Consider the following 24,527-nt stretch of genomic DNA (forward strand, 5'->3'; position numbering starts at 1 on the left):
CGAATCAATGCCGCACATTTTGATCGTCGAAGACGAAACAATTATCCGCTCCGCCTTGCGCCGCCTGCTGGAACGCAACCAGTACCAGGTCAGCGAAGCCGGTTCCGTGCAGGAAGCACAAGAGCGTTTCAGCATTCCCACGTTTGACCTGATCGTCAGCGACCTGCGCCTGCCTGGCGCCCCCGGCACCGAGCTGATCAAGCTCGGCCAGGGCACGCCGGTCCTGATCATGACCAGCTACGCCAGCCTGCGCTCGGCGGTGGACTCCATGAAGATGGGCGCGGTGGACTACATCGCCAAACCGTTCGACCACGACGAGATGCTCCAGGCCGTGGCTCGCATCCTGCGCGATCGGCAAGCGGCGAGCAGCCATTCGTCGGAACCTGCCGGCAAGGCCAGCGCCCCCGTCAAAGGTGGCGCCAGCAACAGCAATGGCGAAATCGGCATCATCGGTTCCTGCCCACCGATGCAGGACCTGTATGGCAAGATCCGCAAGGTCGCGCCGACCGACTCCAACGTCCTGATCCAGGGCGAATCCGGCACCGGCAAGGAACTGGTCGCCCGCGCCCTGCACAACCTCTCGCGCCGGGCCAAGGCGCCGATGATTTCGGTGAACTGCGCGGCTATTCCGGAAAGCCTGATCGAGTCCGAACTGTTCGGCCACGAGAAAGGCGCGTTCACCGGCGCCAGCGCCGGACGCGCCGGGCTGGTGGAGGCGGCGGATGGCGGCACGCTGTTCCTCGATGAAATCGGCGAACTGCCCCTGGAGGCCCAGGCCCGCCTGTTGCGGGTGCTCCAGGAGGGCGAGATCCGCCGGGTGGGCTCGGTGCAATCGCAGAAAGTCGACGTACGGTTGATCGCGGCGACCCACCGTGACCTCAAGAGCCTGGCGAAGATCGGCCAGTTCCGAGAAGACCTGTATTACCGCCTGCACGTAATCGCCTTGAAGCTGCCGGCCCTGCGCGAGCGTGGCGCGGACGTCAATGAAATCGCCCAGGCCTTCCTCGCCCGCCAGAGTGCGCGAGTCAACCGCACCGACCTCAAGTTCGCCCCGGATGCCGAACAGGTCATTCGTCACTACAGCTGGCCGGGTAACGTCCGGGAGCTGGAAAACGCCGTCGAACGCGCGGTGATCCTGTGCGAGAGCCCGGAAATTTCCGCCGACCTGCTGGGCATCGACATCGAGCTGGGGGACCTGGACGACGAAGAGTTCATCGGCCTGGCACCGCAGCACGGCGGTAACGGCGCCAACAACACCAGCCACGAGCCCACCGAGGACCTGTCCCTGGAGGACTACTTCCAGCATTTCGTCCTGGAGCACCAGGACCACATGACCGAGACCGAACTGGCCCGCAAGCTGGGCGTCAGCCGCAAGTGCCTGTGGGAACGCCGCCAACGCCTGGGCATCCCACGGCGCAAGACCGGGGTGGCCAGCGAAAGCTGACGGGGGAAGGCACGGCTCGCTGAGCCATTGAATGTGAAAAAACTGTTACCTCAGCTTTTTCACGTAACAGAAGCCGGGGTTTACGGTAACGAAACCCCGGCTTTTTTTCGCCCCGCAAAAATGGCTATAACCATAGAACCCCCGGTTTCGCTGGGCTTTGCAAAAGTTGGCACGCACCCTGCTATAGCTTTGGTACAAGAACAATAACAAGCAATGCACAAGACAATAAAAATAAGACGAATCGACTCACGCACAATAAAAACAAGACGGCGAGAGGCGCAGCTAACTGATTCTTTTGGAGAGGCGTTGTATTTGGGGCTTGCCCCACAACCAGGCCGAGAACAATAAAAACTGTCTCAAGACAGGTGCCTGAACTGGTTGGATCGATCGATCACTGCAACACAGCGACCAAAGCAATCCGTTTGCTCTTGACTCCCGATTGGGAGGGTCACGAAGGGAAACCTCGTGGCGCGGGGCACTCAACAAAAACAAGAAGCCCGAAATCAATAATAAAAATAGAGCACGAAACTCATTCTGGGGGAGCTTAGGCTCCCCTTGTGGTTTCTGTCGTTCCGCCTATCCCGCAGCCTACAAGCCTGGCGCTTGGAGCTTGCAGCTCAAAACTCCAGTGTCCTACACCATCCCTCCACTAAATGCTAGAATCCCCGCCCATCATGCGGTCATTCTTCGTTTTGGCCGAACATTCCTTCAAACAGTGCATCCCATGCTGAAGAAGCTGTTCCAGTCATTCCGTTCTCCCTTGCGTCGTACGCAACACATTCGCAGCACGCCTGAAGTGCTCAATATCGGCCAGCATTCCTTGCAGAAGGCCCAGTTCAGCCGTTATGCGGTGAACATCGTCGAACGCTTGCAGAACGCCGGTTACCAGGCGTACCTGGTCGGCGGCTGCGTGCGCGACATGCTGCTCAACATCACGCCCAAGGACTTCGACGTCGCCACCAGCGCCACGCCGGAACAGGTCCGGGCCGAATTTCGCAACGCACGGATCATTGGCCGGCGCTTCAAGCTGGTCCATATCCATTTCGGCCGCGAAATCATCGAGGTGGCGACGTTCCGCGCCAATCACCCGCAAAACGATGAGGAAGAAGACAGCAACCAGTCTTCGCGCAACGAGAGCGGGCGCATCCTGCGCGATAACGTCTACGGCACGCTGGAAGAAGACGCGCAGCGCCGCGACTTCACCATCAACGCCCTTTACTACGACCCGGTCAGCGAGCGCATCCTCGATTACGCCAATGGCGTACATGACATCCGCAATCACCTGATTCGCTTGATCGGCGATCCGAAGCAGCGCTACCAGGAAGACCCGGTCCGCATGCTGCGGGCCGTGCGTTTCGCCGCCAAGTTGAATTTCGGCATCGAGAAACACAGCGCCGCGCCGATTCGCGACCTGGCGCCGATGCTGCGGGAGATTCCTTCGGCACGGCTGTTCGAGGAAGTGCTCAAATTGTTCCTGTCGGGCAACGCCGCGGACACCTTCGAAATGCTGGTGGACCTGCAACTGTTCGACCCGCTGTTCCCGGCCAGTGCCGAGGCGCTGGAGCACAACCCGACCTACACGCACACCCTGATCAGCGAAGCCCTGATCAACACCGACCTGCGCATCAAGCAGAACAAGCCGGTGACCCCGGCGTTCCTGTTCGCCGCCCTGCTCTGGCCGGCGCTGCCGGCACGGGTGCTGCGCCTGCAAGACCGCGGCATGCCGCCGATCCCGGCCATGCAGGAGGCGGCCCACGAGCTGATTGCCGAACAGTGCCAGCGCATCGCGATTCCAAAACGCTTCACGATGCCGATCCGCGAGATCTGGGACATGCAGGAGCGCCTGCCACGGCGCAGCGGCAAACGCGCCGACCTGCTGCTGGACAACCCACGCTTCCGGGCGGGCTACGACTTCCTGTTGCTGCGCGAAAGCGCCGGTGAGCAGACCGATGGCCTGGGCGATTGGTGGACCGATTACCAGGACGCCAACGACAGCGAACGCCGCGAAATGATTCGCGAGCTCAGCGGCAAGGATGACGGCGCCAGCGGCCCGCGCAAGCGTCGTCGTACCGGCGGCGGTGCCAAGCGCAAGCGCGCCGGCGCTTCGAGCGAGTCAGGCGAGTAATCGATGGAGCGCATCTACGTCGGCCTGGGCAGCAACCTGGCCCAACCCGCCGAGCAATTGCGCAGTGCCCTCCAGGCGCTGGCGCAATTGCCAGGCACACAACTGGCGGGAGTCTCGGCGTTTTATCAAAGCGACTCGCTGCTGCCTGGCCAGCCGCGCTACACCAATGCGGTGGCGGCGCTGGACAGTCGCCTGGCCCCGCTGGACCTGCTCGATGCCTTGCAAGCCATCGAAACCGGCCAAGGCCGCGAGCGCCTGGAACGCTGGGGCCCGCGTACCCTGGACCTGGATATCCTGCTGTTCGGTGACCGCCTGATCGACGAGCCTCGCCTCAAGGTCCCGCACTACCACATGCACGCCCGGGCGTTCGTCCTGTACCCGCTGGCGGAACTGGCACCCGCCGAGCTGCGCCTGGCCGATGGGCGCCTGCTCCGGGACCTGCTCGCCGCCTGCCCGTTCGCCGGCCTCGAACGCCTGCCCACTTTCTGACGAAGACCCTCCCTTGTGGGAGCGAGCCTGCTCGCGATAGCGGCGGGCCAGTCGATATAAATGTTGACTGATAAACCGCTATCGCCAGCAGGCTCGCTCCCACAAGGTTCAGTGCCAGGCAACTTCCGATTTGGCTGAAACGCATCAGTAACCCCGGTAACACCCGGCGGTAACACATCCAATTGACTTCCCGGGTGCTCCTCACGACTATAGGCGTCCCATAGCCGCCAACGCGGCGTTTAAGGGCGCAATCCAGGCCTTACAAGCACCACGCATAGAAGGTGCGCCTGTATAAATGACGAATCATGCGCGTTACTCGCAGTAGTTCACGAGCGCCTGAAGAGGACTTTTTCATGCCAGCTATTACCCTGACCACGCTGCAAGGTCTCAAGCAAAAAGGTGAGAAAATCACCATGCTGACCTGCTATGACGCAACCTTCGCCCACGCCTGCAACGAAGCCGGTGTCGAAGTGCTGCTGGTGGGCGATTCCCTCGGCATGGTGCTGCAAGGTCACGACAGCACGCTGCCGGTGACCACCGCCGAGATGGCCTATCACGTGGCCGCCGTCAAACGCGGTAACACCGATGCATTGATCCTCGCCGACCTGCCGTTCATGGCCTACGCCACCCTCGAACAAACCATGACCAACAGCGCCCTGCTGATGCAGGCTGGCGCGCACATGGTCAAGATCGAAGGGGCCCTGTGGCTGGCGGACTCGATCCGGCTGCTGGCCGAACGTGGCATCCCGGTCTGCGCGCACTTGGGTTTGACGCCGCAAGCGGTGAACATCCTCGGCGGCTATAAGGTCCAGGGCCGCAATGAAAACCAGGCCCGCCAGATGCGCGCCGACGCCATTGCCCTGGAACAGGCCGGTGCGGCGATGCTGCTGCTCGAGTGCGTGCCCAGCGAGCTGGCCGAAGAAATCACCCAGGCGGTGAAGATCCCGGTGATCGGGATCGGCGCCGGCAGCGCCACCGACGGCCAGGTGCTGGTGCTGCACGACATGCTCGGCTTGTCGCTCACCGGCCGCTCGCCCAAGTTCGTGAAGAACTTCATGGCCGGGCAAACCACCATCCAGGCCGCCCTCGGCGCCTACGTCGCCGAAGTGAAGGGCGCCACCTTCCCGGGCGCCGAACACGGATTCTCTGCATGAACACCGTCAAGACCGTACGCGAACTGCGCGCTGCCGTGGCCCGCGCCCGCAGCGAAGGCAAGCGCATCGCCTTCGTGCCGACCATGGGCAACCTGCACAGCGGCCACGTGGCGCTGGTGACCAAGGCCGGGCAGCGGGCCGACTTCGTGGTGGCGAGCATCTTCGTCAATCCGCTGCAGTTCGGCGCCGGCGAAGACCTGGACAAGTACCCGCGCACCCTGGTCGCCGACCAGGAGAAACTGCTCCAGGCCGGTTGCCACCTGCTGTTCGCTCCCAGCGTCGAGGAAATGTACCCCGACGGCATGGCCGGGCAGACCCGGGTCAGCGTGCCGCAATTGTCCGAAGGCCTGTGTGGCGCCAGTCGCCCCGGGCATTTCGAGGGCGTGGCGACGGTGGTCAGCAAGCTGTTCAACATGGTTCAGCCTGACATCGCGGTGTTTGGCCAGAAAGACTTCCAGCAACTGGCGGTGATCCGCGCACTGGTCCATGACTTGAACATGCCGATCCAGATCATCGGCGAACCCACCGTACGGGCCGACGATGGCCTGGCGCTGTCGTCGCGCAATGGCTTCCTCAGTCCCGAGCAACGCACCACCGCCCCGGTGGTTTATCGTGGCCTGAGCCAGATCGCCGAAGCCATCCGGCAGGGGCAACGCGATTACCCCGCGTTGATCGCCGGGCAGCTCCAGCAACTCGAAGCCGCCGGCTTGCGCCCTGACTACCTGGAAATCCGTCACGCCCGGACCTTGCGCCCGGCCACGCCGGAGGACCGGGACCTGGTGATCCTGGTGGCCGCCTTCCTCGGGACCACGCGGTTGATCGACAACCTGCACCTGGATCTCGACGCCCCCGCCTGACCCTGCGCAAACCCGGTAGGAAAAGACCTGTGGGAGCAAAGCTTGCTCGCGATAGCGATCTGACAGTCGATCCAGATGTGAATGTGACGGCGGCGTTCGCGAGCTAGCTTTGCTCCCACAAGGCTTGCGCTCACCGTTGATCAGCAATGTCCCCTGCGCTTCCGTCTGTCGGACCGTGCCCGCCCCTGCTGTATAAAAAAGTACCGGGAAACTGTCTGACAAAGCCGAGACAGATCGCAACGCGAGGTTTACTGTAGTCGCCCTGCGTTTGGCGATCGTGTCGATGCAGGGTCCGGACGCCCGTCCCATGTCGCGCCGGAATTTTTAGTGTACAAAAGGTCGTTCAAGTAAAAAGGAAACCCGCAGCGATGGCGTATTACCGAACCCCTCATGACGTGACCGCTCTGCCCGCCTGGCAAGCGCTGAATGACCACCGCAAAGCCATGCAGGATTTCAGCATGCGCGAAGCGTTCAATGCCGATCCGCAGCGTTTCAACCAATTCACCCTGTCGAGCTGCGGCCTGTTTCTCGACTACTCGAAAAACCTGATCAACGCCCAGACCCGCGACCTGCTGGTAGGCCTGGCCAACGAAGTCGACCTCCAGGGCGCGATCAAGGCGCTGTTCGAAGGCGAGATCGTCAACTCGTCCGAAGGTCGCCCGGCCCTGCACACCGCCCTGCGCCGTCCAGTCGGCGACAAGCTGTCGGTCAACGGCGTCAACGTGATGCCCGAAGTGCACAAGGTGTTGAACCAGATCACCGACCTGGTAGGCCGCATCCACGACGGCCTGTGGCGTGGCTACACCGAGAAGCCGATCACCGACGTGGTGAACATCGGCATCGGTGGCTCGTTCCTCGGCCCGCAACTGGTGTCCGAGGCCCTGCTGTCCTATACCCACAAGGGCGTGCGTTGCCACTACCTGGCAAACATCGACGGCAGCGAGTTCCATGAACTGACCATGAAGCTGCGCGCCGAGACCACGTTGTTCATCGTCTCGTCGAAATCCTTCAGCACCCTCGAAACCCTGAAGAACGCCCAGGCCGCTCGCGCCTGGTACCTTGCCCAGGGTGGCTCCGAGGCCGAGCTGTATCGCCACTTCATCGCCGTTTCGAGCAACAACGCCGCCGCGGTGGCCTTCGGCATCCGCGAAGAGAACATTTTCCCGATGTGGGACTGGGTGGGCGGGCGCTATTCGCTGTGGTCGGCCATCGGCCTGCCGATCGCCCTGGCCATCGGCATGTCGAACTTCAAGGAATTGCTCTCCGGGGCCTATTCCATGGACCAGCATTTCCAGAGCGCACCATTCGAACAGAACATGCCGGTGCTGCTGGCGCTGCTGGGGGTGTGGTACGGCAACTTCTGGGGCGCGCAAAGCCACGCGATCCTGCCGTACGACCATTACCTGCGCAACATCACCAAGCACTTGCAGCAACTGGACATGGAGTCCAACGGCAAGAGCGTGCGCCAGGACGGCACCCCCGTGTCCACCGACACCGGGCCGGTGATCTGGGGCGGCGTCGGCTGCAACGGCCAGCACGCCTATCACCAGTTGTTGCACCAGGGCACGCAACTGATCCCGGCCGACTTCATCGTGCCGATCGTCAGCTTCAACCCGGTCGCCGACCACCACCAGTGGCTGTACGCCAACTGCCTGTCCCAGAGCCAGGCACTGATGCTGGGCAAGACCCGCGCCGAAGCCGAAGCCGAGCTGCGGGACAAGGGCGCGAGCGAAGAAGAAGTGCAGAAACTGGCGTCCCACAAGGTGATCCCGGGCAACCGTCCGAGCAATACCCTGGTGGTCGAGCGCATCAGCCCACGGCGCCTGGGTGCGCTGGTGGCGTTGTATGAACACAAGGTGTTCGTGCAAAGCGTGGTCTGGGGCATCAACGCCTTCGACCAGTGGGGCGTGGAGCTGGGCAAGGAGCTGGGCAAGGGTGTCTACAACCGCCTGGTGGGCAGCGAAGAAACCCCGGCCGAAGACGCTTCGACCCAGGGCCTGATCAACTACTTCCGCGGGCGTCATCGCGGCTGATCGTACCCCGCTCCCACAGCTCAGCGCTGAACCCTGTGGGAGCGCGCCTGGTGGGAGCAAAGCTTGCTCGCGATAGCGGTCTGATATCAACCTACCGTTGAATGTGACGACGTCGTCGCGAGCAAGCTTTGCTCCCACTAGGCTCGCTCCCACAGTTGCTTTGTGCATGACTTGAACCCTCAGGCTACTCGGCGCATCTTTATGCTTGTCGCAAAAACAAGAATAAGGATCCGTCATGTTCGAGATCAGCCAGTACCCCCAAGCCGATGCCGTCCGCCGGGCTGCGCAATTGAGTCAGGACGAGTACCAGCGGCTCTACAAGGAATCCATCGAACACCCCAGCGCGTTCTGGGCCGGGCAAGCCACGCGCTTTCTCGACTGGATGGCGCCTTGGCAAACTGTCCAGCGCTATGACCTCAGGAGCGGCGACGCGACCTGGTTCGCCGGCGGCAAATTGAACGTCAGCGCCAACTGCATCGACCGCCACCTTGGCACCCGTGGCGACCAGGTCGCGATCATCTGGGAAGGCGACAACCCCGCCGAATCGGCGCAAATCACCTACAAGAAATTGCATGACCACGTCTGCCGCCTGGCCAACGTGCTGAAAAGTCGCGGCGTGAAAAAAGGCGACCGGGTCTGCATCTACATGCCGATGATTCCAGAAGCAGCCTACGCCATGCTCGCCTGCACCCGCATCGGCGCGGTGCACTCGGTGGTGTTCGGGGGCTTCTCGCCGGACTCCCTGCGTGACCGGATTCTCGATGCCGACTGCCGCACCGTGATCACCGCGGACGAAGGCGTGCGCGGCGGGCGTTTCATCCCGCTCAAGCGCAACGTCGACAAGGCGCTGGAAAGCTGCCCGAATGTCGGCACCGTGGTGGTGGTCGCGCGCACCCAGGGCGAGGTGGACTGGGTCGAAGGTCGCGACCTGTGGTACCACCAGGCCATGCACGACGCGAGCGACGATTGCCCGCCCGAACCGATGGACGCCGAGGACCCGCTGTTCATCCTCTATACCTCCGGCAGCACCGGCAAGCCCAAGGGCGTCCTCCACACCACCGGCGGCTACCTGCTGCAAGCGGCGATGACATTCAAGTACGTGCTGGACTACCGGGACAACGAAGTCTTCTGGTGCACCGCCGATGTCGGCTGGGTCACCGGCCACAGCTACATCGTCTACGGGCCGCTGGCCAACGGCGCCACCACGCTGATCTTCGAAGGCGTGCCAAGCTACCCCAGCAGTTCGCGCTTCTGGCAAGTGATCGACAAACACCAGGTCAACATTTTCTACACCGCGCCGACGGCCCTGCGGGCGTTGATGCGCGAAGGCCCCGGCCCCTTGCAGGACACCTCGCGCCAGAGCCTGCGATTGCTCGGCAGTGTCGGTGAGCCGATCAACCCCGAAGCGTGGGAATGGTATTTCAATGCGGTCGGCGAACAGCGCTGCCCGATTGTCGATACGTGGTGGCAGACCGAAACCGGCGGCATCATGCTCAGCCCGCTGGTCAGCGCCCCACGGCTCAAGCCGGGCTGCGCCACCCGGCCGATGTTCGGCGTGCAGCCGGTGCTGCTGGATGAAACGGGCAAGGAAATCAGCGGTGCCGGCAGCGGCGTGCTGGCCATCAAATCCAGCTGGCCCGCACAGATCCGCAGCGTCTACGGCGACCATCAGCGCATGGTCGAGACCTACTTCAAGCCCTACCCCGGGTACTACTTCACCGGCGACGGCGCCCGTCGTGACGAAGACGGCGATTACTGGATCACCGGGCGCATCGACGACGTGATCAACGTCTCCGGCCACCGCATCGGCACCGCCGAAGTGGAAAGCGCCCTGGTGCTGCACGACAGCATTGCCGAAGCGGCGGTGGTCGGTTATCCCCATGACCTCAAGGGCCAGGGCATCTACGCCTTCGTCACACCGATGAACGGCGTCGAGGCCGACGAAACCTTGCACAACGACTTGCTGGCCCTCGTCAGCAAGGAAATCGGCAGCTTCGCCAAACCGGAACTGATCCAGTGGGCACCGGCGCTGCCCAAGACCCGCTCGGGCAAGATCATGCGCCGCATCCTGCGCAAGATCGCCTGCAATGAACTCGACAGCCTGGGCGACACCTCGACCCTGGCCGATCCGAGCGTGGTGGAGGGGTTGATCGACAAGCGCTTGAATCGCTGAGGCGGACAACTGGGTTCCCCCAGTGGCACCCAGCCCTGTGGCGAGGGGATTTATCCCCGCCGGGCTGCGCAGCAGCCCTAAAGCCTGACACCTCACAGTGTCAGTCAGATTTCGCTTGCAGAACCAAGGACTGCCGAGCAGTCCAGCGGGGATAAATCCCCTCGCCACAGTGCACCCACAGGGACCACGCCAGCCATAACTGCTAAACTCCCGCGCCTCATTTCTCTAAGGCGCGCCCGGCATGGCTTCCTTGAATCTGGCGCTGCGCGCCGCCCTCGACCAGCGTCAGGACCTGCTCGGCCAGTTGCACCAGCAAGGCACCGACTGCTATCGCTTGTTCCACGGCAGCCAGGAAGGCGCGCCCGGCCTGACCGTCGACCGCTACGGCCCGCAACTGCTGGTGCAGAGCTTCCACCAGCCACTGGAGCGCGAGGCCCTGTTGCAACTCCATGGGATCGTCAACGAGCACCTGGGCCTGGACACCCTGCTGGTCTACAACGACCGCTCCGGCGGCAATTCGCGCATCGACCGCCAGGACCCCGTCTACCCGGCCGATGAAGCCGCCCTGCAAGACCTGGTCGGTCATGAGTGGGGCCTGAATTACCGCGTGCGCGGGCGCCATGCCGGGCAAGACCCCTTGCTGTTCCTCGACCTGCGCAACGCCCGCGGCTGGGTCAAGGCGCACAGCCGGGGCAAGCGCGTACTGAATCTGTTCGCCTATACCTGCGGCGTCGGCTTGAGCGCGGCCGCCGGTGGGGCCCGGGAAGTCTGCAACCTCGACTTCGCCGAAGGGAACCTGGCCGTGGGCCGTGAGAATGGCTTGCTCAACCCGACCTTGCCGCCCATGACGTTCGTGCAGTCGGATTACTTCCCGGCGATCCGCCAGCTGGCCGGCCTGCCCATCAGCCAGCGCCGCGGGCAGAAGCTGCCCAGCTATGTGCGCCTGGAACCACGTCAGTACGACCTGGTGCTGCTCGATCCGCCCGCCTGGGCCAAGAGCGCCTTCGGTACGGTCGACCTGCTGCGTGATTACCAGAGCCTGCTGAAACCGGCGCTGCTGGCCACCGCCGAAGACGGCGTGCTGATCTGCTGCAACAACCTGGCGAAAGTGCCGATGGACGACTGGCGCGAGCAGGTGCTGCGCTGCGCGGAAAAGGCCGGCCGGCCGGTTCGGGAATGGAGCGTGCTGACGCCCGGCAGCGATTTCCCCTCGATGGACAACCAGCCGCCGCTCAAGACGTTGATCCTGCAGCTTTGAATTCGTCGCAATCCTACTGAAACAGCGGACAAATCTCATAAATCACAGTGGTTTCGGAACCGCAAACGCATGCCATACTCCAAGGCACTCCGAATTCACATCAGATGAAGCCGCACATGCCCAAAGGATTGCTCCGCGCTCTCGGCGCCCTGTTGACCGCACTGGCCCTGTACAGCCTGTTGGGTTTCCTGATCCTGCCCGGTATCGCCTTGCGGATCGCCAATCAGCAGTTGGCCGAGCACGCCACGGTGCCCGCCCGGATCCAGCGGATCGAGCTCAATCCGTTCAGCCTCGAAGTGACCCTCTGGGGCCTGAGCATCGGTGAACCGGGCAAGGAGCAGATCGGCTTCGAACGGCTGTACGCCAACCTGCAGGTCGACAGCCTGTGGTCCGGCGCCCTGCACCTGGCCGACATCGAGCTCGACAAGCCCAGGACCGAAGTGGTGTTCGCCAAGGACGGCCAGTTGAACCTGCTGGGCCTGTTCAAGCTGCCGGCCAGCGAGCCGACTCCGGCCGACCCCGAGGCCAAGCCATTTCCACTGCGCGTCGACCGGATCAAGCTGGCCAGCGGCTACGTGCACTTCCAGGACCTGCGCCCCAGCGAGCCGATCGAATTCCTCTACGACGCCCTCGACTTCGAACTGAAGAACCTCAGCACCCTGCCCGACGACAGCGCCGACATGACCCTGGTGGCCGTCGGCCCTGGCGGCGGCCGCGTCGATTGGACCGGCAACTTCAGCCTCACGCCGATCGCCTCCGAAGGCAAGCTCAAGATCACCGACGGCCAGATGAAAGCCTTCTGGCCCTATGTCCGCGACGCCGTGCCGCTGGTGCTGGAAAACGGCGTGCTGAACGTCAGCACCGACTACACGCTCAACCTGGCCAAGGGCACCGAACTGCGCCTCGACAATGTCGCCGCCAGCGTCGCACCGTTCGCCATCAAGGCACCCGATGGCCGGCCATTGGCCCGGCTCGAACGCCTGGACGTCAGCGACACCACGGTCGACCTGGCCAAGCAGCAAGTGGTGGTGGGCAAGATCCGCAGCCAGAAGCTTGAAACCTGGGCCGCTCGCGAGGCGGACGGGCAACTCGACTGGCAGAAACTCTTCGCCAGCCAACCGGCCAAGCCACAGGCCAAGGCCGAACCCGCGTCCGCCCCCGCCGCGGCCGATTCGCCGAAAGCCGAACCCGCTGCCCCCGGCAAACCCTGGCAGGTGCTGCTCAAAGACGTGCAACTGCGCAATTACCAGGTGCACCTGGCCGACCGTCAGGCACAACCTGCCGTGGCACTGGAAGTCGGCCCGCTGAACCTGGACCTGCAGAACTACGACACCCTCAACGGCTCGCCCTTCAGCCTCAAGCTGGATACCGGCGTGGGCAAGCAAGGCAAGATCCTCGCTGACGGCGAAGTCAACCTGAACCCCATCAGCGCCCGGCTCAAGGTCAAGACCCAGGACATCGACCTGCGGGTCGCCCAGTCGTACATCAACCCGTTCATACGCCTGGAACTGCGCTCCGGGATGCTCGGCAGCGACCTGGCGGTGGACCTCAAGAGCACCGAGCCGCTGGCCTTCGCCGTGACCGGCCGCGCCCAGGTCGATCAATTGCACACCCTCGACACCCTCAAGACCCGGGACTTCGTCAAGTGGCAGAGCCTGGTCCTCGAAGGCCTCGACTACCAGCACGGCGACCGCCTGTCCATCGACAAGGTGAACCTGTTCCAACCCTATGCGCGCTTCATGATCAACGACGACCGCACCACCAACGTCGATGACCTGCTGATCCCGCAACCGGCCGAGGGCTCGACGAAAACCACGGCGGCCAAGCCGGCCTCCCAGGACAAACCGCTGGGCATCCACATTGGCGGCATCGCCATCAACGACGGCTCGGCCAACTTCGCCGACTTCAGCCTGACGCCGAACTTCGCCACGGCCATCCAGCAGCTCAACGGCCAGATCGGCACCATCGACAGCCGCGAAGTCAAGCCGGCCAGCGTGGACGTCAAGGGCAAGGTCGACCGCTATGCGCCGGTGACCATCAAGGGTGCGCTCAACCCCTTCGACCCGATGGCCAGCCTCGACATCGCCACCAGTTTCAAACGGGTCGAACTGACCACCCTGACCCCTTACTCCGGTAAGTTCGCCGGCTACCGCATCCGCAAGGGCCGGCTCAACCTGGACCTGCATTACCGGATCACCAAGGGCCAGCTCCAGGCTGAAAACAAGGTGGTGGTGGAGCAATTGCAACTCGGCGAAAAAGTCGACAGCCCGGACGCCGTGAGCCTGCCGCTGAAGCTGGCCGTCGCGCTGTTGAAAGACTCCGAAGGGAAGATTTCCATCGAGCTGCCGGTCACCGGCAACCTCAACGACCCGCAGTTCAGCGTCATGCCGATTGTCTGGCAGACCCTGCGCAACCTGGTGGTACGCGCCGCACAGGCACCGTTCAAGCTCATCGGCGGGCTGGTGTCCGGTGGCGGTTCGGAAGACCTCGGCAGCGTGGCATTCGCCCCGGGCTCCAGCGACTTGAGCAAAGAGAGCGAGGGCGTGCTGCTCAAGCTTTCCGAAGCCCTGGGCAAGCGTCCGGAACTGCGCCTGGAGATCGAAGGCACCGCCGCCGAAAGCAGCGACGGCCCGCTGCTGGCGGCCCAGCGCCTGGAACGTGAATACCAGTACAACTACTACAAGATGCTCCAGCGCCGTGGCGACAAGGTGCCGGCCCAGGCTTCGCTGTTGCAGGTGCCCGAGGATGAAAAGGCACCGTTGCTCGAAGGCATCTACCGTACCCGCCTCAAGACCCAGCCACCGGCCGAATGGGCACAACTGGACAAGAAGGCGCGCACCGACAAGCTGCGCGAAAGCGTGATCAAGTTCTGGAGCGGCAGTGACGTGTTGCTGCGCCAACTGGGGCAAGAGCGGGCCGGTAGCATCAAGGACTTCCTGGTGGACAAGGGCCGCCTGGCCGACGACCGCGTCTACTTCATCGACGCCAGCCTCGGCCAGGCCGAGAGTGACGGCCGGGTGATCACCCCTATGCATTTGGATGCCGAATAAGATGAAACCCTGGTACGGGCTCAGCCTGGGTCTATTGCTCGCCGCCGGCCAGGCCTTGGCGGCTGATACGCTGCGGTGCGGCAGCCAGTTGATCAGCGTCGGCGACCGTTCCAGCGAAGTGTTGCAGAAGTGCGGGCAGCCTGCGGCGCGGGATGACCTGGGCTACAAGCGCAGTGTCAATCGCCGCGAGGAATACCCCGTGGAAGAATGGACCTACGGCCCCAACAGCGGCATGTACCAGTACCTGCGTTTCGAGGGGAATCGACTGGTGCAGATCACCAGCAAGCGCGGGCGCTGACCGAGTCACTAGTCAATAGCGGCATGTGTGTTGGTCGTGCCGCCGCCTTCGCGAGCAGGCTCGCTCCCGGTGGACCGAGGTTCTTCGGGCACAATGCATTTAAATGTGGGAACGAGCCGGCTCGCGAAAAGGACAACCCGGTTTCCCAGACTGGCCCACAACTTTAATCCGCAATTTCCTCACCCGGAATAGAACAGGCCCCCGGCACGAGTGCCGAGGGCCTGTAATGGCCACGTCCGTGTGGCCTTCGCATGAACTCCAAAAGCAACGGCCGGCGTATGACTCAGCCCGCTTGCCGTGCCTTCTCCCGGTCCAGGCGAGAAGTCTTGAGCCTTATTCGGCTTTCAGGCCATCAGCCGAGACGGCCTTGACGCCTTTGATTTTCTTGGCGATGTCTACGGCCATTTTTTTCTGCGAGTCAGTCACAGCCACGGTGGAGGACAGGGACACGACACCCTTGTTGGTCTCAACCTTGATGTCGGAGCCTGGGATACCTTTTTCAGTGACCAGGTCAGCCTTGACCTTGGTGGTGATCCAGGTGTCGGAGGTGGCTTCCTTCGCCTTGGTCACTTCGCCAGCAGCCAGCATCATTGGAGCCTGAGTTGCTTGAGTGGTCTCGGCGAATGCGCTAGCCATGGTCAGGGTCAGTGCGGTAGCAGCAGCGGCAGTGATAGCGAACTTCTTCATACGAGTAACTCCTGTTTTTCTCAGAAAACCGCCGGAGGTGCATCCCGGCAGGGTTAACAGGAGTAGTGCGAAGGCTGTGCCAGTTTTGAAACATTGATTAATTCGTTCTAAATCAATGAGTTAAGCGAAGCGGCTTTTTTCGGAATCATGCAAAATGCAAGACCCTTCGCTTTTTAGACATGCAACTTGCCGATTCAAGCTTCCGGCTAAGCATATGAATTAAGGAAAGTTTCTGTGGCGAGGGAGCGGGCTCCCTCGCCGGGCAGGTATCACACGCCAGGGCAACCCGCTGGCAGGTATTCCTTGGGTGCGTTGGAGGCGCATGTCCAGGCGCCGTTGGCGTCACGACTGAGGGTAATCGTCTTGCCCGCCACGGAGGCCGGGGCGTTCAGAAGCGTACACACGATGGTCCCCCCCGCCGCAGCGGTACCGGTCACCGTGATCGTGCAGTTGCTGGTAGGGGACGTGGCGTTCATGAGCGCCAGGGTCGGCGTGACACCCTGGTTCATCTGGTCTTCGTACGGCACCTTCAACGCCGAGATTTCCCCAAGCCCGGCCGCGGCCTTGGCCCGTGCCTGGTACCTGGAATATTGCGGCAACGCAAACGTCGCCAGGATGCCGATGATCGCCACGACGATCAGCAGTTCGATCAGGGTAAAACCTTTCTGCTTGCTCATAGACTTCTCCATAGCATGAGGCGGAATCTCATGTCCTGAGGCGGCTGTTGCACGGCATATGCCAACCCGCAAAGGCGCCGCCGGCAAGGGCCTTCGACCGTTGGACGACCAGCGTCCTACCCCAACAACCGCACTATCTGACACTTTTTGTCACCCCGCCCCGCTGGTTTGGCGTCGATGCTTGACTAGGCTATAAGTCATGAACTGTCCGCGTCCGGTATTCCCATGAATGACATCGCCCTCAGCGGCCTGACCAAGCAATTGGTGTTGGCCGAACTGATCACCGAGCAGAATGCCCAGCAGGCGTACCAGCAGGCCCAGCGCAATCGCATGCCCCTGGTCAGCTACCTGGTACAGAACAAACTGGTCCAGAGCCGTCAAATCGCGGAAATCGCCTCGGAGCATTTTGGCGTCGCCTTGCTGGATCTCAACAGCCTCGACAAGGAGAACCAGCCCACCGGGCTGGTCAGCGAAAAACTGGTCCGCCAGCACCATGCCCTGCCGCTCTGGCGGCGTGGCAACAAGCTGTTCGTGGGCATCTCCGACCCGACCAACCACCAGGCCATCAACGACATCCAGTTCAGCACCGGCCTGACCACCGAAGCGATCCTGGTGGAGGACGACAAGCTCAGCGACGCCATCGAGAAATTCTTCGAGTCCAGCAGCACCGGCCTGGAGGGCATGGGCGATGTCGACCTCGACGGCCTGGACATCGAGTCGGACGACGACCGCAAGCAGGACGCTCTTGTCGGCCAGGACGCCGACGATGCGCCGGTGGTGCGCTTCGTCAACAAGATGCTGCTGGACGCGATCAAGGGCGGCTCTTCCGACCTGCACTTCGAACCCTATGAAAAATCCTACCGGGTGCGGGTGCGCACCGACGGCATGCTGCGCGAAGTGGCCAAGCCGCCGACCCAACTGGCCACCCGCATCGCCGCTCGGCTGAAGGTCATGGCCAGCCTGGACATTTCCGAGCGCCGCAAGCCCCAGGACGGACGCCTGAAAATGCGCCTGTCGAAAAACAAGTCCATCGATTTCCGGGTCAACACCCTGCCCACGCTCTGGGGCGAAAAAGTGGTGATCCGGATCCTCGATCCGTCCAGCGCGCAAATGGGTATCGATGCCCTGGGCTACGAGCCGGACCAGAAAGCCCTGTACATGGCCGCCCTCAAGCAACCCCAGGGGCTGATCCTGGTCACCGGGCCAACCGGCTCGGGCAAGACCGTCTCGCTCTACACCGGGCTGAACATCCTCAACACCGTGGACATCAACATTTCCACCGCCGAGGATCCGGTGGAGATCAACATGGAGGGCATCAACCAGGTCAACGTGAACCCACGCCAGGGGCTGGATTTCGCCCAGGCCCTGCGCTCGTTCCTGCGCCAGGACCCGGACGTGATCATGGTCGGCGAGATCCGCGACCTGGAAACCGCCGAGATCGCCATCAAGGCGGCCCAGACCGGTCACCTGGTGCTCTCTACCCTGCACACCAACAGCGCGGCCGAAACCCTGATCCGCTTGCAGAACATGGGCATCCCGGGCTTCAACATTGCCACCGCCGTGCACCTGATCATCGCCCAGCGGCTGGCGCGCAAGCTGTGCAACCACTGCAAGAAAGCCATCGAGATTCCCGACGAAACCCTGCTCAAGGAAGGTTTCCCTCGGGAACGCATCGGCTCGTTCACGATCTATGAGCCGGTCGGTTGCGAACAGTGCAACAGTGGCTACAAGGGGCGCGTGGGGGTCTACGAAGTGGTCAGGAATACACCGGAGCTGCAACGCCTGATCATGGCCGAGGGCAACTCGCTGGAAATCGACCTGCAGATGCGCAAGGACGGTTTCAACGACCTGCGCACCTCGGGGTTGCTCAAAGTGATGCAAGGCGTCACCAGCCTCGAAGAAATCAACCGGGTCACCAAGGATTGAACATGGCGGTCAAGGCAGTCAAAACCGACGTCTACACCTGGGAAGGCAAGGACCGCAAAGGCACGAGGATGACCGGTGAGCTGGCGGGGCAGAGCACCGCCCTGGTCAAGGCCCAGTTGCGTAAACAAGGCATCACGCCGGAAAAGGTCCGCAAGAAGACCGCCTCGATCTTCAGCAAGGGCAAGCGCATCAAGCCGCTGGACATCGCCCTCTTCACCCGCCAGATGGCGACGATGCTCAAGGCCGGCGTGCCGCTGTTGCAGGCGTTCGACATCATTGGCGAAGGCTTCGACAACCCCAACATGCGCAAGCTGGTGGACGAGGTGAAGCAGGAGGTCGCCGCAGGCAACAGCTTCGCCGCGGCGCTGCGCAAATGCCCGCAGTATTTCGACGAGTTGTACTGCAACCTGGTGGATGCCGGTGAACAGGCCGGCGCCCTGGACACGTTGCTGGACCGGATCGCGACCTACAAGGAGAAGACCGAGGCGCTCAAGGCCAAGATCAAGAAAGCCATGACCTACCCGGCCGCCGTGGTGCTCGTCGCGGCCGTGGTCACCGGTATCCTGCTGGTCAAGGTGGTGCCCCAGTTCGAATCGGTGTTCTCCGGCTTCGGCGCGCAACTGCCGGCGTTCACGGTGATGGTCATCGGCCTGTCGGAGTTCATGCAGCGCTGGTGGTGGCTGATATTGGCCCTGTTGGTCGGCGGTTTCTTTGGCCTGAAGCAGGCCCTCAAGCGCTCCCCGGCGCTGCGCGACTGGCGCGACAAATGGATGCTGAAACTGCCGCTGATAGGCACGTTGATGTACAAGACCGCCGTGGCCCGCTACGCCCGCACGCTGTCCACCACCTTCGCGGCGGGCGTGCCGTTGGTGGAAGCCCTGGATTCGGTGTCCGGCGCCACCGGCAACGTGGTGTTCAAGCAGGCGGTGCAGCGCATCAAGCAGGACGTCTCCACCGGCATGCAATTGAATTTCTCCATGCGCGCATCTGGCATCTTCCCGAACCTGGCGATCCAGATGACCGCCATCGGCGAGGAATCCGGCGCGCTGGATGACATGCTCGACAAGGTGGCGAGCTTTTACGAAGCCGAGGTGGACAATCTGGTGGACAACCTCACCAGCCTGATGGAACCCTTCATCATGGTGGTCCTGGGGTTGGTCGTCGGCGGCCTGGTGGTTGCCATGTACCTGCCCATCTTTCAACTCGGCTCTGCGATCTGACATGCCCCTGAGCGAATTCTTCGTACTTTATCCCCTGGCCTTCGCGCTTGCCGCGCTGCTGCTCGGGCTGATCATCGGCAGCTTCCTCAACGTGCTGGTGTGGCGCCTGCCGAAGATGCTCAGCCGCGAATGGCGCGTGCAGGCCCACGACTTGCTGGGCTTGCCGGCCGAGGCCCCCGGCCCGGTCTACAACCTGATGCTGCCCCACTCCCAGTGCCCCCATTGCGGCCATCGCATCCGGGCCTGGGAAAATATCCCGCTGCTCAGCTACCTGATGCTGCGCGGTCGCTGTTCGAGCTGCAGCGCGCCCATCGGCCGGCGCTATCCCTTGACCGAACTGGCCTGCGGCGCCCTGTCGGCCTTCGTCGCCTGGCATTTCGGCTTCGGCTGGCAAGCCGCGTCGGTGATGGTGTTGACCTGGGGCCTGCTGGCCATGAGCCTGATCGACGCCGAACACCAATTGCTTCCCGACACACTGGTCCTGCCGCTGTTGTGGCTGGGCCTGATCGTCAACAGCTTCGGCTTGTTCGCGTCCCTGGACCAGGCGATGTGGGGCGCGGTGGCGGGCTACCTGGTCCTGTGGTCGGTGTATTGGGTGTTCAAGCTGCTCACCGGCAAGGAAGGCATGGGCTACGGCGACTTCAAGCTGCTGGCGATGCTGGGGGCCTGGGGCGGCTGGCAACTCCTGCCCCTGACGGTGTTGCTGTCGTCGCTGGTGGGGGCGGTCGTCGGGGTCGTCGTGCTGCGCCTGCGCAACGCCCCGGGGTCGACGCAGATCCCCTTTGGCCCTTATCTGGCCATTGCCGGCTGGATTGCATTGCTCTGGGGTGGTCAAATAACCGACTTCTATTGGCAGGCTGTCGGTTTCTAATGTCGATTCACTATGAATAACCCCATGGAAAAACCCTGGATTCTCGGCCTGACCGGTGGCATTGGCAGCGGCAAGAGCGCGGCGGCCCAGCACTTCATCGACCTGGGCGTGCACGTCATCGACGCCGATCACGCGGCGCGCTGGGTGGTCGAGCCCGGGCGCCCGGCGCTGGCCAGCATCGCCCGTCACTTCGGCCCGGGCGTATTGCAGGCCGATGGCACGCTGGATCGGGCGGCACTGCGCAAGCTGATCTTCGAGAATGCCGATGAGCGCCGTTGGCTCGAAGCGCTGTTGCACCCGTTGATCGCCGATGAAATCGCCCACCACCTGGCGCAGGCACAATCGCCCTATGCGATCCTGGTCTCGCCACTGTTGATCGAATCGGGACAGTACGCCATGACCCGGCGCATCCTGGTGATCGACGCACCGCAGCAGTTGCAGGTCGAACGCACCCTGCAGCGCGACCAGACCAGCGAACAACAGGTCCAGGCGATCCTCAAGGCGCAGTCCAGCCGCCAGGATCGCCTGAGCCATGCCGACGACGTGGTGGTCAACGACCGTGACCTCGCCTGGTTGCACAGCGAGGTCGAGCGCCTGCATCACTTTTACCTTACTTTGCGTGGAGGCCAGTCATGAGCCAAACCCCAACCGTTGATTGCCCAACCTGTGGCGCCCCCGTCGAATGGAGCCCGCAAAGCAAGTTCCGGCCGTTCTGCTCCGATCGCTGCAAACTGATCGACCTGGGGGCCTGGGCGTCCGAGGAACACAAGATCCCGGTCAGCCCGGAGGCCGAGGATGAGCTGTTCAGCGAGGACTTCAACCCCCGCTCGCATCATTAAGGCCGCATGAAACCGTAGTCCTGCTGGTCGTCGAGATTTTCCGCCAGGAAACTCAACTCGTCGGCCAGGTCTTCGGCGCTGCGCACTGTCTTGCTCTGTTGCACGATGGCACTGAGCAAGGCACGCAGGCTCAAGCCCGGGTCGAAACCGATCTCCATCGCGGCATCGTGGCTACGCCTGATCTCTTGTCTCGCCCACTCATAAACACTCATCGCTGTGCTCCTGGAAGTTTTCCAGAGCATGAGCGGCACCTGCCTGCACGGCCTTGATGTGCATCAAGATTTGTCTTCATCCTTCCAGGGCGCCGACAGATAGCGCGTGCGGTTGAAGGTCTCCAGCCATTCGGGGCTGAACACCACCAGGGCACTGACCACCATGCCGTTGATGAACGCTTCGGGAAAGATGATCAGCCACAGGTAGCCGATGAAGTCCTCCAGCCAGTAAGGCATGGCGAAGACCCCGTCGTACCACAGCAGCGCGAGCCCCAGCAGCAGGCACAACAACGCCGACAGCGCGGCGGCGAGAAAGCCCGAGCAGAAGATGTAGACGAACAGGTTGCGCGGCTGGGCGCGCTCCACCAGGATGGCGCAGCACTCGGTGACCAGCACCGGCAGCAGGATCAGCAGCGCACCGTTGACGCCCATCGCCAACAGGTCCTGGCGACCCAGCAGTACCAGCGCGGACTGGGCAAACAGGCCGCCGAGGATCGCCAGCGGCCAGTCCAGCAACAGGGTCACGGCGGTCATGCCGATGAAGTGGTACGACACGCCGGTGTCGAAGTCCCGTCGCACCAGCCACAGCATGAACAGCGCCAGCACCGTGCCGAACAACAGGTGCTGGCGCCGGCTGTCGGTGAACAACTCCACCCATGGCGCACGCCACACCGCCCAGGCCAACACCGGGACATAGACCAGCCAACCCACCGCCAGGGTCTGCGGGGAAAGCAGTTCGGCACCGATCATGGCATTGCACCTTTCCTTTCGGGTGGCGAGGGCGCTTGCCGCCACCGGGCTGCGCAGCCGTTGCCTCGCCAACGTCGTGTCCTGCCGGCAGTCTACACCGACCGAGGAGCGCCATTGATCCACGCGATGCTTTCAGCTTGTCGCAATTGAACGCTAAGCTTGGGACCATGGATGATTCCGATTATTTACGCCTGCTGACCATCGCGGCCGAGCAGGCCAACGCCTTTCTCTCCAATGCCCGCAAATGGGAGCGTGAGCGTTGGGTCTGCCAGCGCCTGTTGCAAGGCTTGAACGTGCCGTATCGCACCGACGAGTTCGCCCCCGCCGGGGAGCCGCCGGATGTGCTGTTTCGGGATGCCAATTTCGAAGTGTTCTTCGTACTCGACGAGGGCCGCCGCCTCAATGATGAATGGCGCGACGAGCTGCAACGCCGCCGCAGCGCTTTTTCCCTGAGCCAGCTGGTGCGCCGCGAGGCCAAGCCCCGGCGCATCCCGGCCAACGAGTTCCTGCTCAGGCTGGCGCCAACCTTGCGCAAGAAAGCCCACAACTACACCGAGCGCGGCATGGACCTGGGCGAGCTGGACATCATCGCCTTCGCCAGCCTCAAGCGCGAAGTGCTGGACCTCAACAGCCATTTCCCACCGCCCACCGAATACCTGCGCCAGGGTTGGCGCTCGCTGTCGCTGGTGGGGCCGACGTTTGCCCGGGTGCTGTTCGCCCATCCCGATGCGCCGGATTTCCTGCGGGGCAACCTGGGCCGCAGCATCGTCTTCGATGTGGGGATCAGCCTGTGAGCTCGCGCTGGATCCCCTTCCCTGCACGCTCACCTGACGAGCGGCTACGCTGCATTGAAAGCCGGATAGCCGGACGCTGTAGCGCCAACCCATTTCGCAACGTCTACCTGACGAGGCCTTTATGACCAGCCGCCTGAACCCAGATGACCAGAAGCATGTCGAAGAGTACCTGCAACTGTCCCAACACCGAGTCGAGCGCCGGCCTTTCCGGCCGTGGATGCTCCTGGTGGTGGTACTGGCCGTGACCATCGGCCTGGGCCTGTTGAGCCGCCTGATCAGTTACCTGACGCTATGAGCCCTGGACTCGCGCGGGTAACGGCACCGATTTCCTTTAGCCTTGCGAGATATCCCCATGACTCATCGTATTGTCATCGTTGGCGGCGGCGCCGGCGGCCTGGAGTTGGCTACCCGTCTGGGTAAGACACTGGGCAAGCGCGGTACCGCCAGTGTGATGCTGGTCGACGCCAACCTGACCCACATCTGGAAACCGCTGCTGCATGAGGTGGCCGCCGGCTCCCTGAACTCCTCCGAAGACGAACTCAACTATGTCGCCCAAGCCAAATGGAACCACTTCGAGTTCCAACTCGGGCGCATGAGCGGCCTGGATCGTGAGCAGAAGAAAATCCAACTGGCGGCCACCTACGACGAAGCAGGCGTGGAATTGTTGCCGGCCCGGGAGCTGGGCTACGACACCCTGGTGATCGCTGTCGGCAGCACCACCAATGACTTCGGCACCGAGGGAGCGGCGCAGCATTGCCTGTTTCTCGACACCCGCAAGCAGGCCGAGCGCTTCCACCAGCAGTTGCTCAACCATTACCTGCGCGCCCATGCCGAGCAGGCCGATGCGGCGCAACGCATCAGCGTCGCCATCGTCGGGGCCGGTGCCACCGGGGTCGAACTGGCGGCCGAGTTGCACAACGCCGCCCACGAACTGGCGGCCTACGGCCTGGACCGGATCAAGCCGGAAAACATGCACATCACCCTGATCGAGGCCGGGCCGCGGGTCTTGCCGGCCCTGCCCGAGCGTATCGGCGGCCCCGTGCACAAGACCCTGGAGAAACTCGGGGTAAATGTGATGACCAACGCCGCCGTCAGCCAGGTGACCGCCGACAGCCTGATCACCGGCGATGGCAAGGTGATCGATGCGAGCCTGAAGGTCTGGGCCGCCGGCATTCGCGCACCGGCGTTCCTCAAGGACATCGACGGCCTGGAGACCAACCGCATCAACCAGTTGCAGGTACTGCCGACCTTACAGACCACCCGCGACGAGAACATCTTCGCCTTCGGTGACTGCGCCGCCTGCCCCCAGCCGGGCAGCGACCGCAACGTACCGCCGCGCGCCCAGGCGGCGCACCAGCAAGCGTCGCTGCTGGCCAAATCCCTGAAGCTGAGGATCGAAGGCAAGGCCCTGCCCCATTACAAATACACCGACTACGGCTCGCTGATCTCGCTGTCGCGCTTCTCGGCGGTGGGTAACCTGATGGGCAACCTCACCGGCAGCGTAATGCTCGAAGGCTGGTTGGCGCGGATGTTCTATGTGTCGCTGTACCGCATGCACCAGATGGCGTTGTACGGGATGTTTCGCACGGCGATGCTGATGCTGGGCAGCAAGATCGGCCGCGGGACCGAGCCACGGCTGAAGTTGCACTGAGGCTGGCGGCAGCCCGATA

General features: G+C 62.9%; 22 protein-coding genes. 18 read left to right on the forward strand and 4 right to left on the reverse strand.

The window, feature by feature from the left end:
* Nucleotides 1-7 precede the first annotated feature (7 nt).
* The 10 genes from Q6A48_RS17630 (at nucleotide 8) to Q6A48_RS17675 (ending at nucleotide 14,881) form a co-directional block, all read left to right on the forward strand.
* On the forward strand, nucleotides 8-1,444 hold the full coding sequence (locus tag Q6A48_RS17630; protein WP_304555429.1) for a sigma-54-dependent transcriptional regulator: 1,437 nt from the start codon (nucleotides 8-10) through the stop codon (nucleotides 1,442-1,444).
* Nucleotides 1,445-2,168: 724 nt separating this feature from the next.
* Nucleotides 2,169-3,569 carry a polynucleotide adenylyltransferase PcnB gene (locus Q6A48_RS17635; protein WP_304555430.1) on the forward strand — a complete coding sequence of 467 codons (1,401 nt, stop codon included), beginning with the start codon at nucleotides 2,169-2,171 and terminating at the stop codon, nucleotides 3,567-3,569.
* Nucleotides 3,570-3,572: 3 nt separating this feature from the next.
* Complete coding sequence (folK, locus tag Q6A48_RS17640) at nucleotides 3,573-4,058, forward strand: 2-amino-4-hydroxy-6-hydroxymethyldihydropteridine diphosphokinase (protein ID WP_304555431.1); 486 nt, start codon at nucleotides 3,573-3,575, stop codon at nucleotides 4,056-4,058.
* Nucleotides 4,059-4,411: 353 nt separating this feature from the next.
* Nucleotides 4,412-5,212, forward strand: coding sequence for a 3-methyl-2-oxobutanoate hydroxymethyltransferase (gene panB, locus Q6A48_RS17645; protein ID WP_304555433.1), 801 nt, complete (start codon nucleotides 4,412-4,414; stop codon nucleotides 5,210-5,212).
* Nucleotides 5,209-6,069 (forward strand): pantoate--beta-alanine ligase, encoded by an 861-nt coding sequence (gene panC / locus Q6A48_RS17650; RefSeq protein ID WP_304555434.1) that lies wholly within the window; start codon nucleotides 5,209-5,211, stop codon nucleotides 6,067-6,069. The genes panB and panC overlap by 4 nt, the downstream gene beginning before the upstream one ends.
* 368 nt (nucleotides 6,070-6,437) lie before the next feature.
* Complete coding sequence (gene pgi, locus Q6A48_RS17655) at nucleotides 6,438-8,102, forward strand: glucose-6-phosphate isomerase (protein WP_304555435.1); 1,665 nt, start codon at nucleotides 6,438-6,440, stop codon at nucleotides 8,100-8,102.
* Nucleotides 8,103-8,337: 235 nt separating this feature from the next.
* On the forward strand, nucleotides 8,338-10,275 hold the full coding sequence (gene acs, locus Q6A48_RS17660; protein WP_304555436.1) for an acetate--CoA ligase: 1,938 nt from the start codon (nucleotides 8,338-8,340) through the stop codon (nucleotides 10,273-10,275).
* 241 nt (nucleotides 10,276-10,516) lie between these two features.
* Complete coding sequence (locus Q6A48_RS17665; protein WP_304555437.1) at nucleotides 10,517-11,533, forward strand: class I SAM-dependent rRNA methyltransferase; 1,017 nt, start codon at nucleotides 10,517-10,519, stop codon at nucleotides 11,531-11,533.
* Between the two features lie 116 nt (nucleotides 11,534-11,649).
* Entirely contained in the window at nucleotides 11,650-14,583 is a 2,934-nt protein-coding gene (locus tag Q6A48_RS17670; protein ID WP_304555438.1) for a DUF748 domain-containing protein, read from the forward strand.
* A 1-nt stretch (nucleotide 14,584) separates the two neighbouring features.
* The gene (locus Q6A48_RS17675) at nucleotides 14,585-14,881 is read left to right on the forward strand and encodes a DUF2845 domain-containing protein (RefSeq protein WP_304555440.1); all 297 of its coding nucleotides are present in this window, start codon (nucleotides 14,585-14,587) and stop codon (nucleotides 14,879-14,881) included.
* Nucleotides 14,882-15,214: 333 nt separating this feature from the next.
* Here Q6A48_RS17675 and Q6A48_RS17680 read toward each other — a convergent pair whose 3' ends face one another.
* Both Q6A48_RS17680 and Q6A48_RS17685 read right to left on the reverse strand, forming a co-directional pair.
* Nucleotides 15,215-15,568, reverse strand: a complete 354-nt coding sequence (locus Q6A48_RS17680; protein ID WP_304555441.1) for a BON domain-containing protein — start codon at nucleotides 15,566-15,568, stop codon at nucleotides 15,215-15,217.
* Between the two features lie 269 nt (nucleotides 15,569-15,837).
* The gene (locus tag Q6A48_RS17685) at nucleotides 15,838-16,245 is read right to left on the reverse strand and encodes a pilin (RefSeq protein WP_304555442.1); all 408 of its coding nucleotides are present in this window, start codon (nucleotides 16,243-16,245) and stop codon (nucleotides 15,838-15,840) included.
* 225 nt (nucleotides 16,246-16,470) lie between these two features.
* Here Q6A48_RS17685 and pilB point away from each other — a divergent pair, with 225 nt between their 5' ends.
* From pilB to yacG, 5 genes are read left to right on the forward strand one after another with little or no spacing between them, the layout of a single operon-like run.
* Nucleotides 16,471-18,171, forward strand: coding sequence for a type IV-A pilus assembly ATPase PilB (gene pilB, locus Q6A48_RS17690; protein ID WP_304555443.1), 1,701 nt, complete (start codon nucleotides 16,471-16,473; stop codon nucleotides 18,169-18,171).
* 2 nt (nucleotides 18,172-18,173) lie between these two features.
* On the forward strand, nucleotides 18,174-19,391 hold the full coding sequence (locus tag Q6A48_RS17695) for a type II secretion system F family protein (RefSeq protein ID WP_304555445.1): 1,218 nt from the start codon (nucleotides 18,174-18,176) through the stop codon (nucleotides 19,389-19,391).
* A gap of 1 nt (nucleotide 19,392) precedes the next feature.
* Nucleotides 19,393-20,262: a prepilin peptidase gene (locus Q6A48_RS17700; protein WP_304555446.1), complete on the forward strand. Its 870-nt coding sequence runs from the start codon at nucleotides 19,393-19,395 to the stop codon at nucleotides 20,260-20,262.
* Between the two features lie 12 nt (nucleotides 20,263-20,274).
* On the forward strand, nucleotides 20,275-20,898 hold the full coding sequence (gene coaE / locus Q6A48_RS17705) for a dephospho-CoA kinase (protein ID WP_304555447.1): 624 nt from the start codon (nucleotides 20,275-20,277) through the stop codon (nucleotides 20,896-20,898).
* Complete coding sequence (gene yacG, locus Q6A48_RS17710; RefSeq protein WP_304555448.1) at nucleotides 20,895-21,101, forward strand: DNA gyrase inhibitor YacG; 207 nt, start codon at nucleotides 20,895-20,897, stop codon at nucleotides 21,099-21,101. Before coaE ends, yacG begins: the two co-directional genes overlap by 4 nt.
* On the opposite strand, the gene Q6A48_RS17715 is transcribed toward yacG, so the two are convergent.
* Together Q6A48_RS17715 and Q6A48_RS17720 are read right to left on the reverse strand one after the other, a co-directional pair.
* Nucleotides 21,098-21,313, reverse strand: coding sequence for a hypothetical protein (locus Q6A48_RS17715; protein ID WP_042730989.1), 216 nt, complete (start codon nucleotides 21,311-21,313; stop codon nucleotides 21,098-21,100). The genes yacG and Q6A48_RS17715 overlap by 4 nt on opposite strands.
* A 63-nt stretch (nucleotides 21,314-21,376) precedes the next feature.
* A complete protein-coding gene (locus tag Q6A48_RS17720) occupies nucleotides 21,377-22,063 on the reverse strand; it encodes an energy-coupling factor ABC transporter permease (RefSeq protein ID WP_304555449.1) in 687 nt (228 codons plus the stop codon).
* Nucleotides 22,064-22,230: 167 nt separating this feature from the next.
* Between Q6A48_RS17720 and Q6A48_RS17725 the strand changes: the two genes are divergently transcribed.
* The 3 genes from Q6A48_RS17725 to Q6A48_RS17735 all read left to right on the forward strand — a co-directional run bounded on the left by Q6A48_RS17725 (nucleotide 22,231) and on the right by Q6A48_RS17735 (nucleotide 24,508).
* On the forward strand, nucleotides 22,231-22,857 hold the full coding sequence (locus Q6A48_RS17725; protein ID WP_304555450.1) for a DUF1780 domain-containing protein: 627 nt from the start codon (nucleotides 22,231-22,233) through the stop codon (nucleotides 22,855-22,857).
* A 121-nt stretch (nucleotides 22,858-22,978) separates the two neighbouring features.
* Nucleotides 22,979-23,152: a DUF3094 domain-containing protein gene (locus tag Q6A48_RS17730; RefSeq protein WP_003185543.1), complete on the forward strand. Its 174-nt coding sequence runs from the start codon at nucleotides 22,979-22,981 to the stop codon at nucleotides 23,150-23,152.
* A 57-nt stretch (nucleotides 23,153-23,209) separates the two neighbouring features.
* Nucleotides 23,210-24,508: an NAD(P)/FAD-dependent oxidoreductase gene (locus tag Q6A48_RS17735; RefSeq protein ID WP_304555457.1), complete on the forward strand. Its 1,299-nt coding sequence runs from the start codon at nucleotides 23,210-23,212 to the stop codon at nucleotides 24,506-24,508.
* Nucleotides 24,509-24,527: the final 19 nt, after the last annotated feature.

This window comes from Pseudomonas citrullilanati, from assembly GCF_030580855.1.
Lineage (GTDB): Bacteria > Pseudomonadota > Gammaproteobacteria > Pseudomonadales > Pseudomonadaceae > Aquipseudomonas > Aquipseudomonas citrulli.

Bases quoted from the DNA above. Each gene is read 5' to 3' on its own strand.
- Q6A48_RS17630 (WP_304555429.1), top strand. From the start codon at position 8: ATGCCGCACATTTTGATCGTCGAAGACGAAACAATTATCCGCTCCGCC.
- Q6A48_RS17635 (WP_304555430.1), top strand. From the start codon at position 2,169: ATGCTGAAGAAGCTGTTCCAGTCATTCCGTTCTCCCTTGCGTCGTACG.
- folK (WP_304555431.1), top strand. From the start codon at position 3,573: ATGGAGCGCATCTACGTCGGCCTGGGCAGCAACCTGGCCCAACCCGCC.
- panB (WP_304555433.1), top strand. From the start codon at position 4,412: ATGCCAGCTATTACCCTGACCACGCTGCAAGGTCTCAAGCAAAAAGGT.
- panC (WP_304555434.1), top strand. From the start codon at position 5,209: ATGAACACCGTCAAGACCGTACGCGAACTGCGCGCTGCCGTGGCCCGC.
- pgi (WP_304555435.1), top strand. From the start codon at position 6,438: ATGGCGTATTACCGAACCCCTCATGACGTGACCGCTCTGCCCGCCTGG.
- acs (WP_304555436.1), top strand. From the start codon at position 8,338: ATGTTCGAGATCAGCCAGTACCCCCAAGCCGATGCCGTCCGCCGGGCT.
- Q6A48_RS17665 (WP_304555437.1), top strand. From the start codon at position 10,517: ATGGCTTCCTTGAATCTGGCGCTGCGCGCCGCCCTCGACCAGCGTCAG.
- Q6A48_RS17670 (WP_304555438.1), top strand. From the start codon at position 11,650: ATGCCCAAAGGATTGCTCCGCGCTCTCGGCGCCCTGTTGACCGCACTG.
- Q6A48_RS17675 (WP_304555440.1), top strand. From the start codon at position 14,585: ATGAAACCCTGGTACGGGCTCAGCCTGGGTCTATTGCTCGCCGCCGGC.
- Q6A48_RS17680 (WP_304555441.1), bottom strand. From the start codon at position 15,568: ATGAAGAAGTTCGCTATCACTGCCGCTGCTGCTACCGCACTGACCCTG.
- Q6A48_RS17685 (WP_304555442.1), bottom strand. From the start codon at position 16,245: ATGAGCAAGCAGAAAGGTTTTACCCTGATCGAACTGCTGATCGTCGTG.
- pilB (WP_304555443.1), top strand. From the start codon at position 16,471: ATGAATGACATCGCCCTCAGCGGCCTGACCAAGCAATTGGTGTTGGCC.
- Q6A48_RS17695 (WP_304555445.1), top strand. From the start codon at position 18,174: ATGGCGGTCAAGGCAGTCAAAACCGACGTCTACACCTGGGAAGGCAAG.
- Q6A48_RS17700 (WP_304555446.1), top strand. From the start codon at position 19,393: ATGCCCCTGAGCGAATTCTTCGTACTTTATCCCCTGGCCTTCGCGCTT.
- coaE (WP_304555447.1), top strand. From the start codon at position 20,275: ATGAATAACCCCATGGAAAAACCCTGGATTCTCGGCCTGACCGGTGGC.
- yacG (WP_304555448.1), top strand. From the start codon at position 20,895: ATGAGCCAAACCCCAACCGTTGATTGCCCAACCTGTGGCGCCCCCGTC.
- Q6A48_RS17715 (WP_042730989.1), bottom strand. From the start codon at position 21,313: ATGAGTGTTTATGAGTGGGCGAGACAAGAGATCAGGCGTAGCCACGAT.
- Q6A48_RS17720 (WP_304555449.1), bottom strand. From the start codon at position 22,063: ATGATCGGTGCCGAACTGCTTTCCCCGCAGACCCTGGCGGTGGGTTGG.
- Q6A48_RS17725 (WP_304555450.1), top strand. From the start codon at position 22,231: ATGGATGATTCCGATTATTTACGCCTGCTGACCATCGCGGCCGAGCAG.
- Q6A48_RS17730 (WP_003185543.1), top strand. From the start codon at position 22,979: ATGACCAGCCGCCTGAACCCAGATGACCAGAAGCATGTCGAAGAGTAC.
- Q6A48_RS17735 (WP_304555457.1), top strand. From the start codon at position 23,210: ATGACTCATCGTATTGTCATCGTTGGCGGCGGCGCCGGCGGCCTGGAG.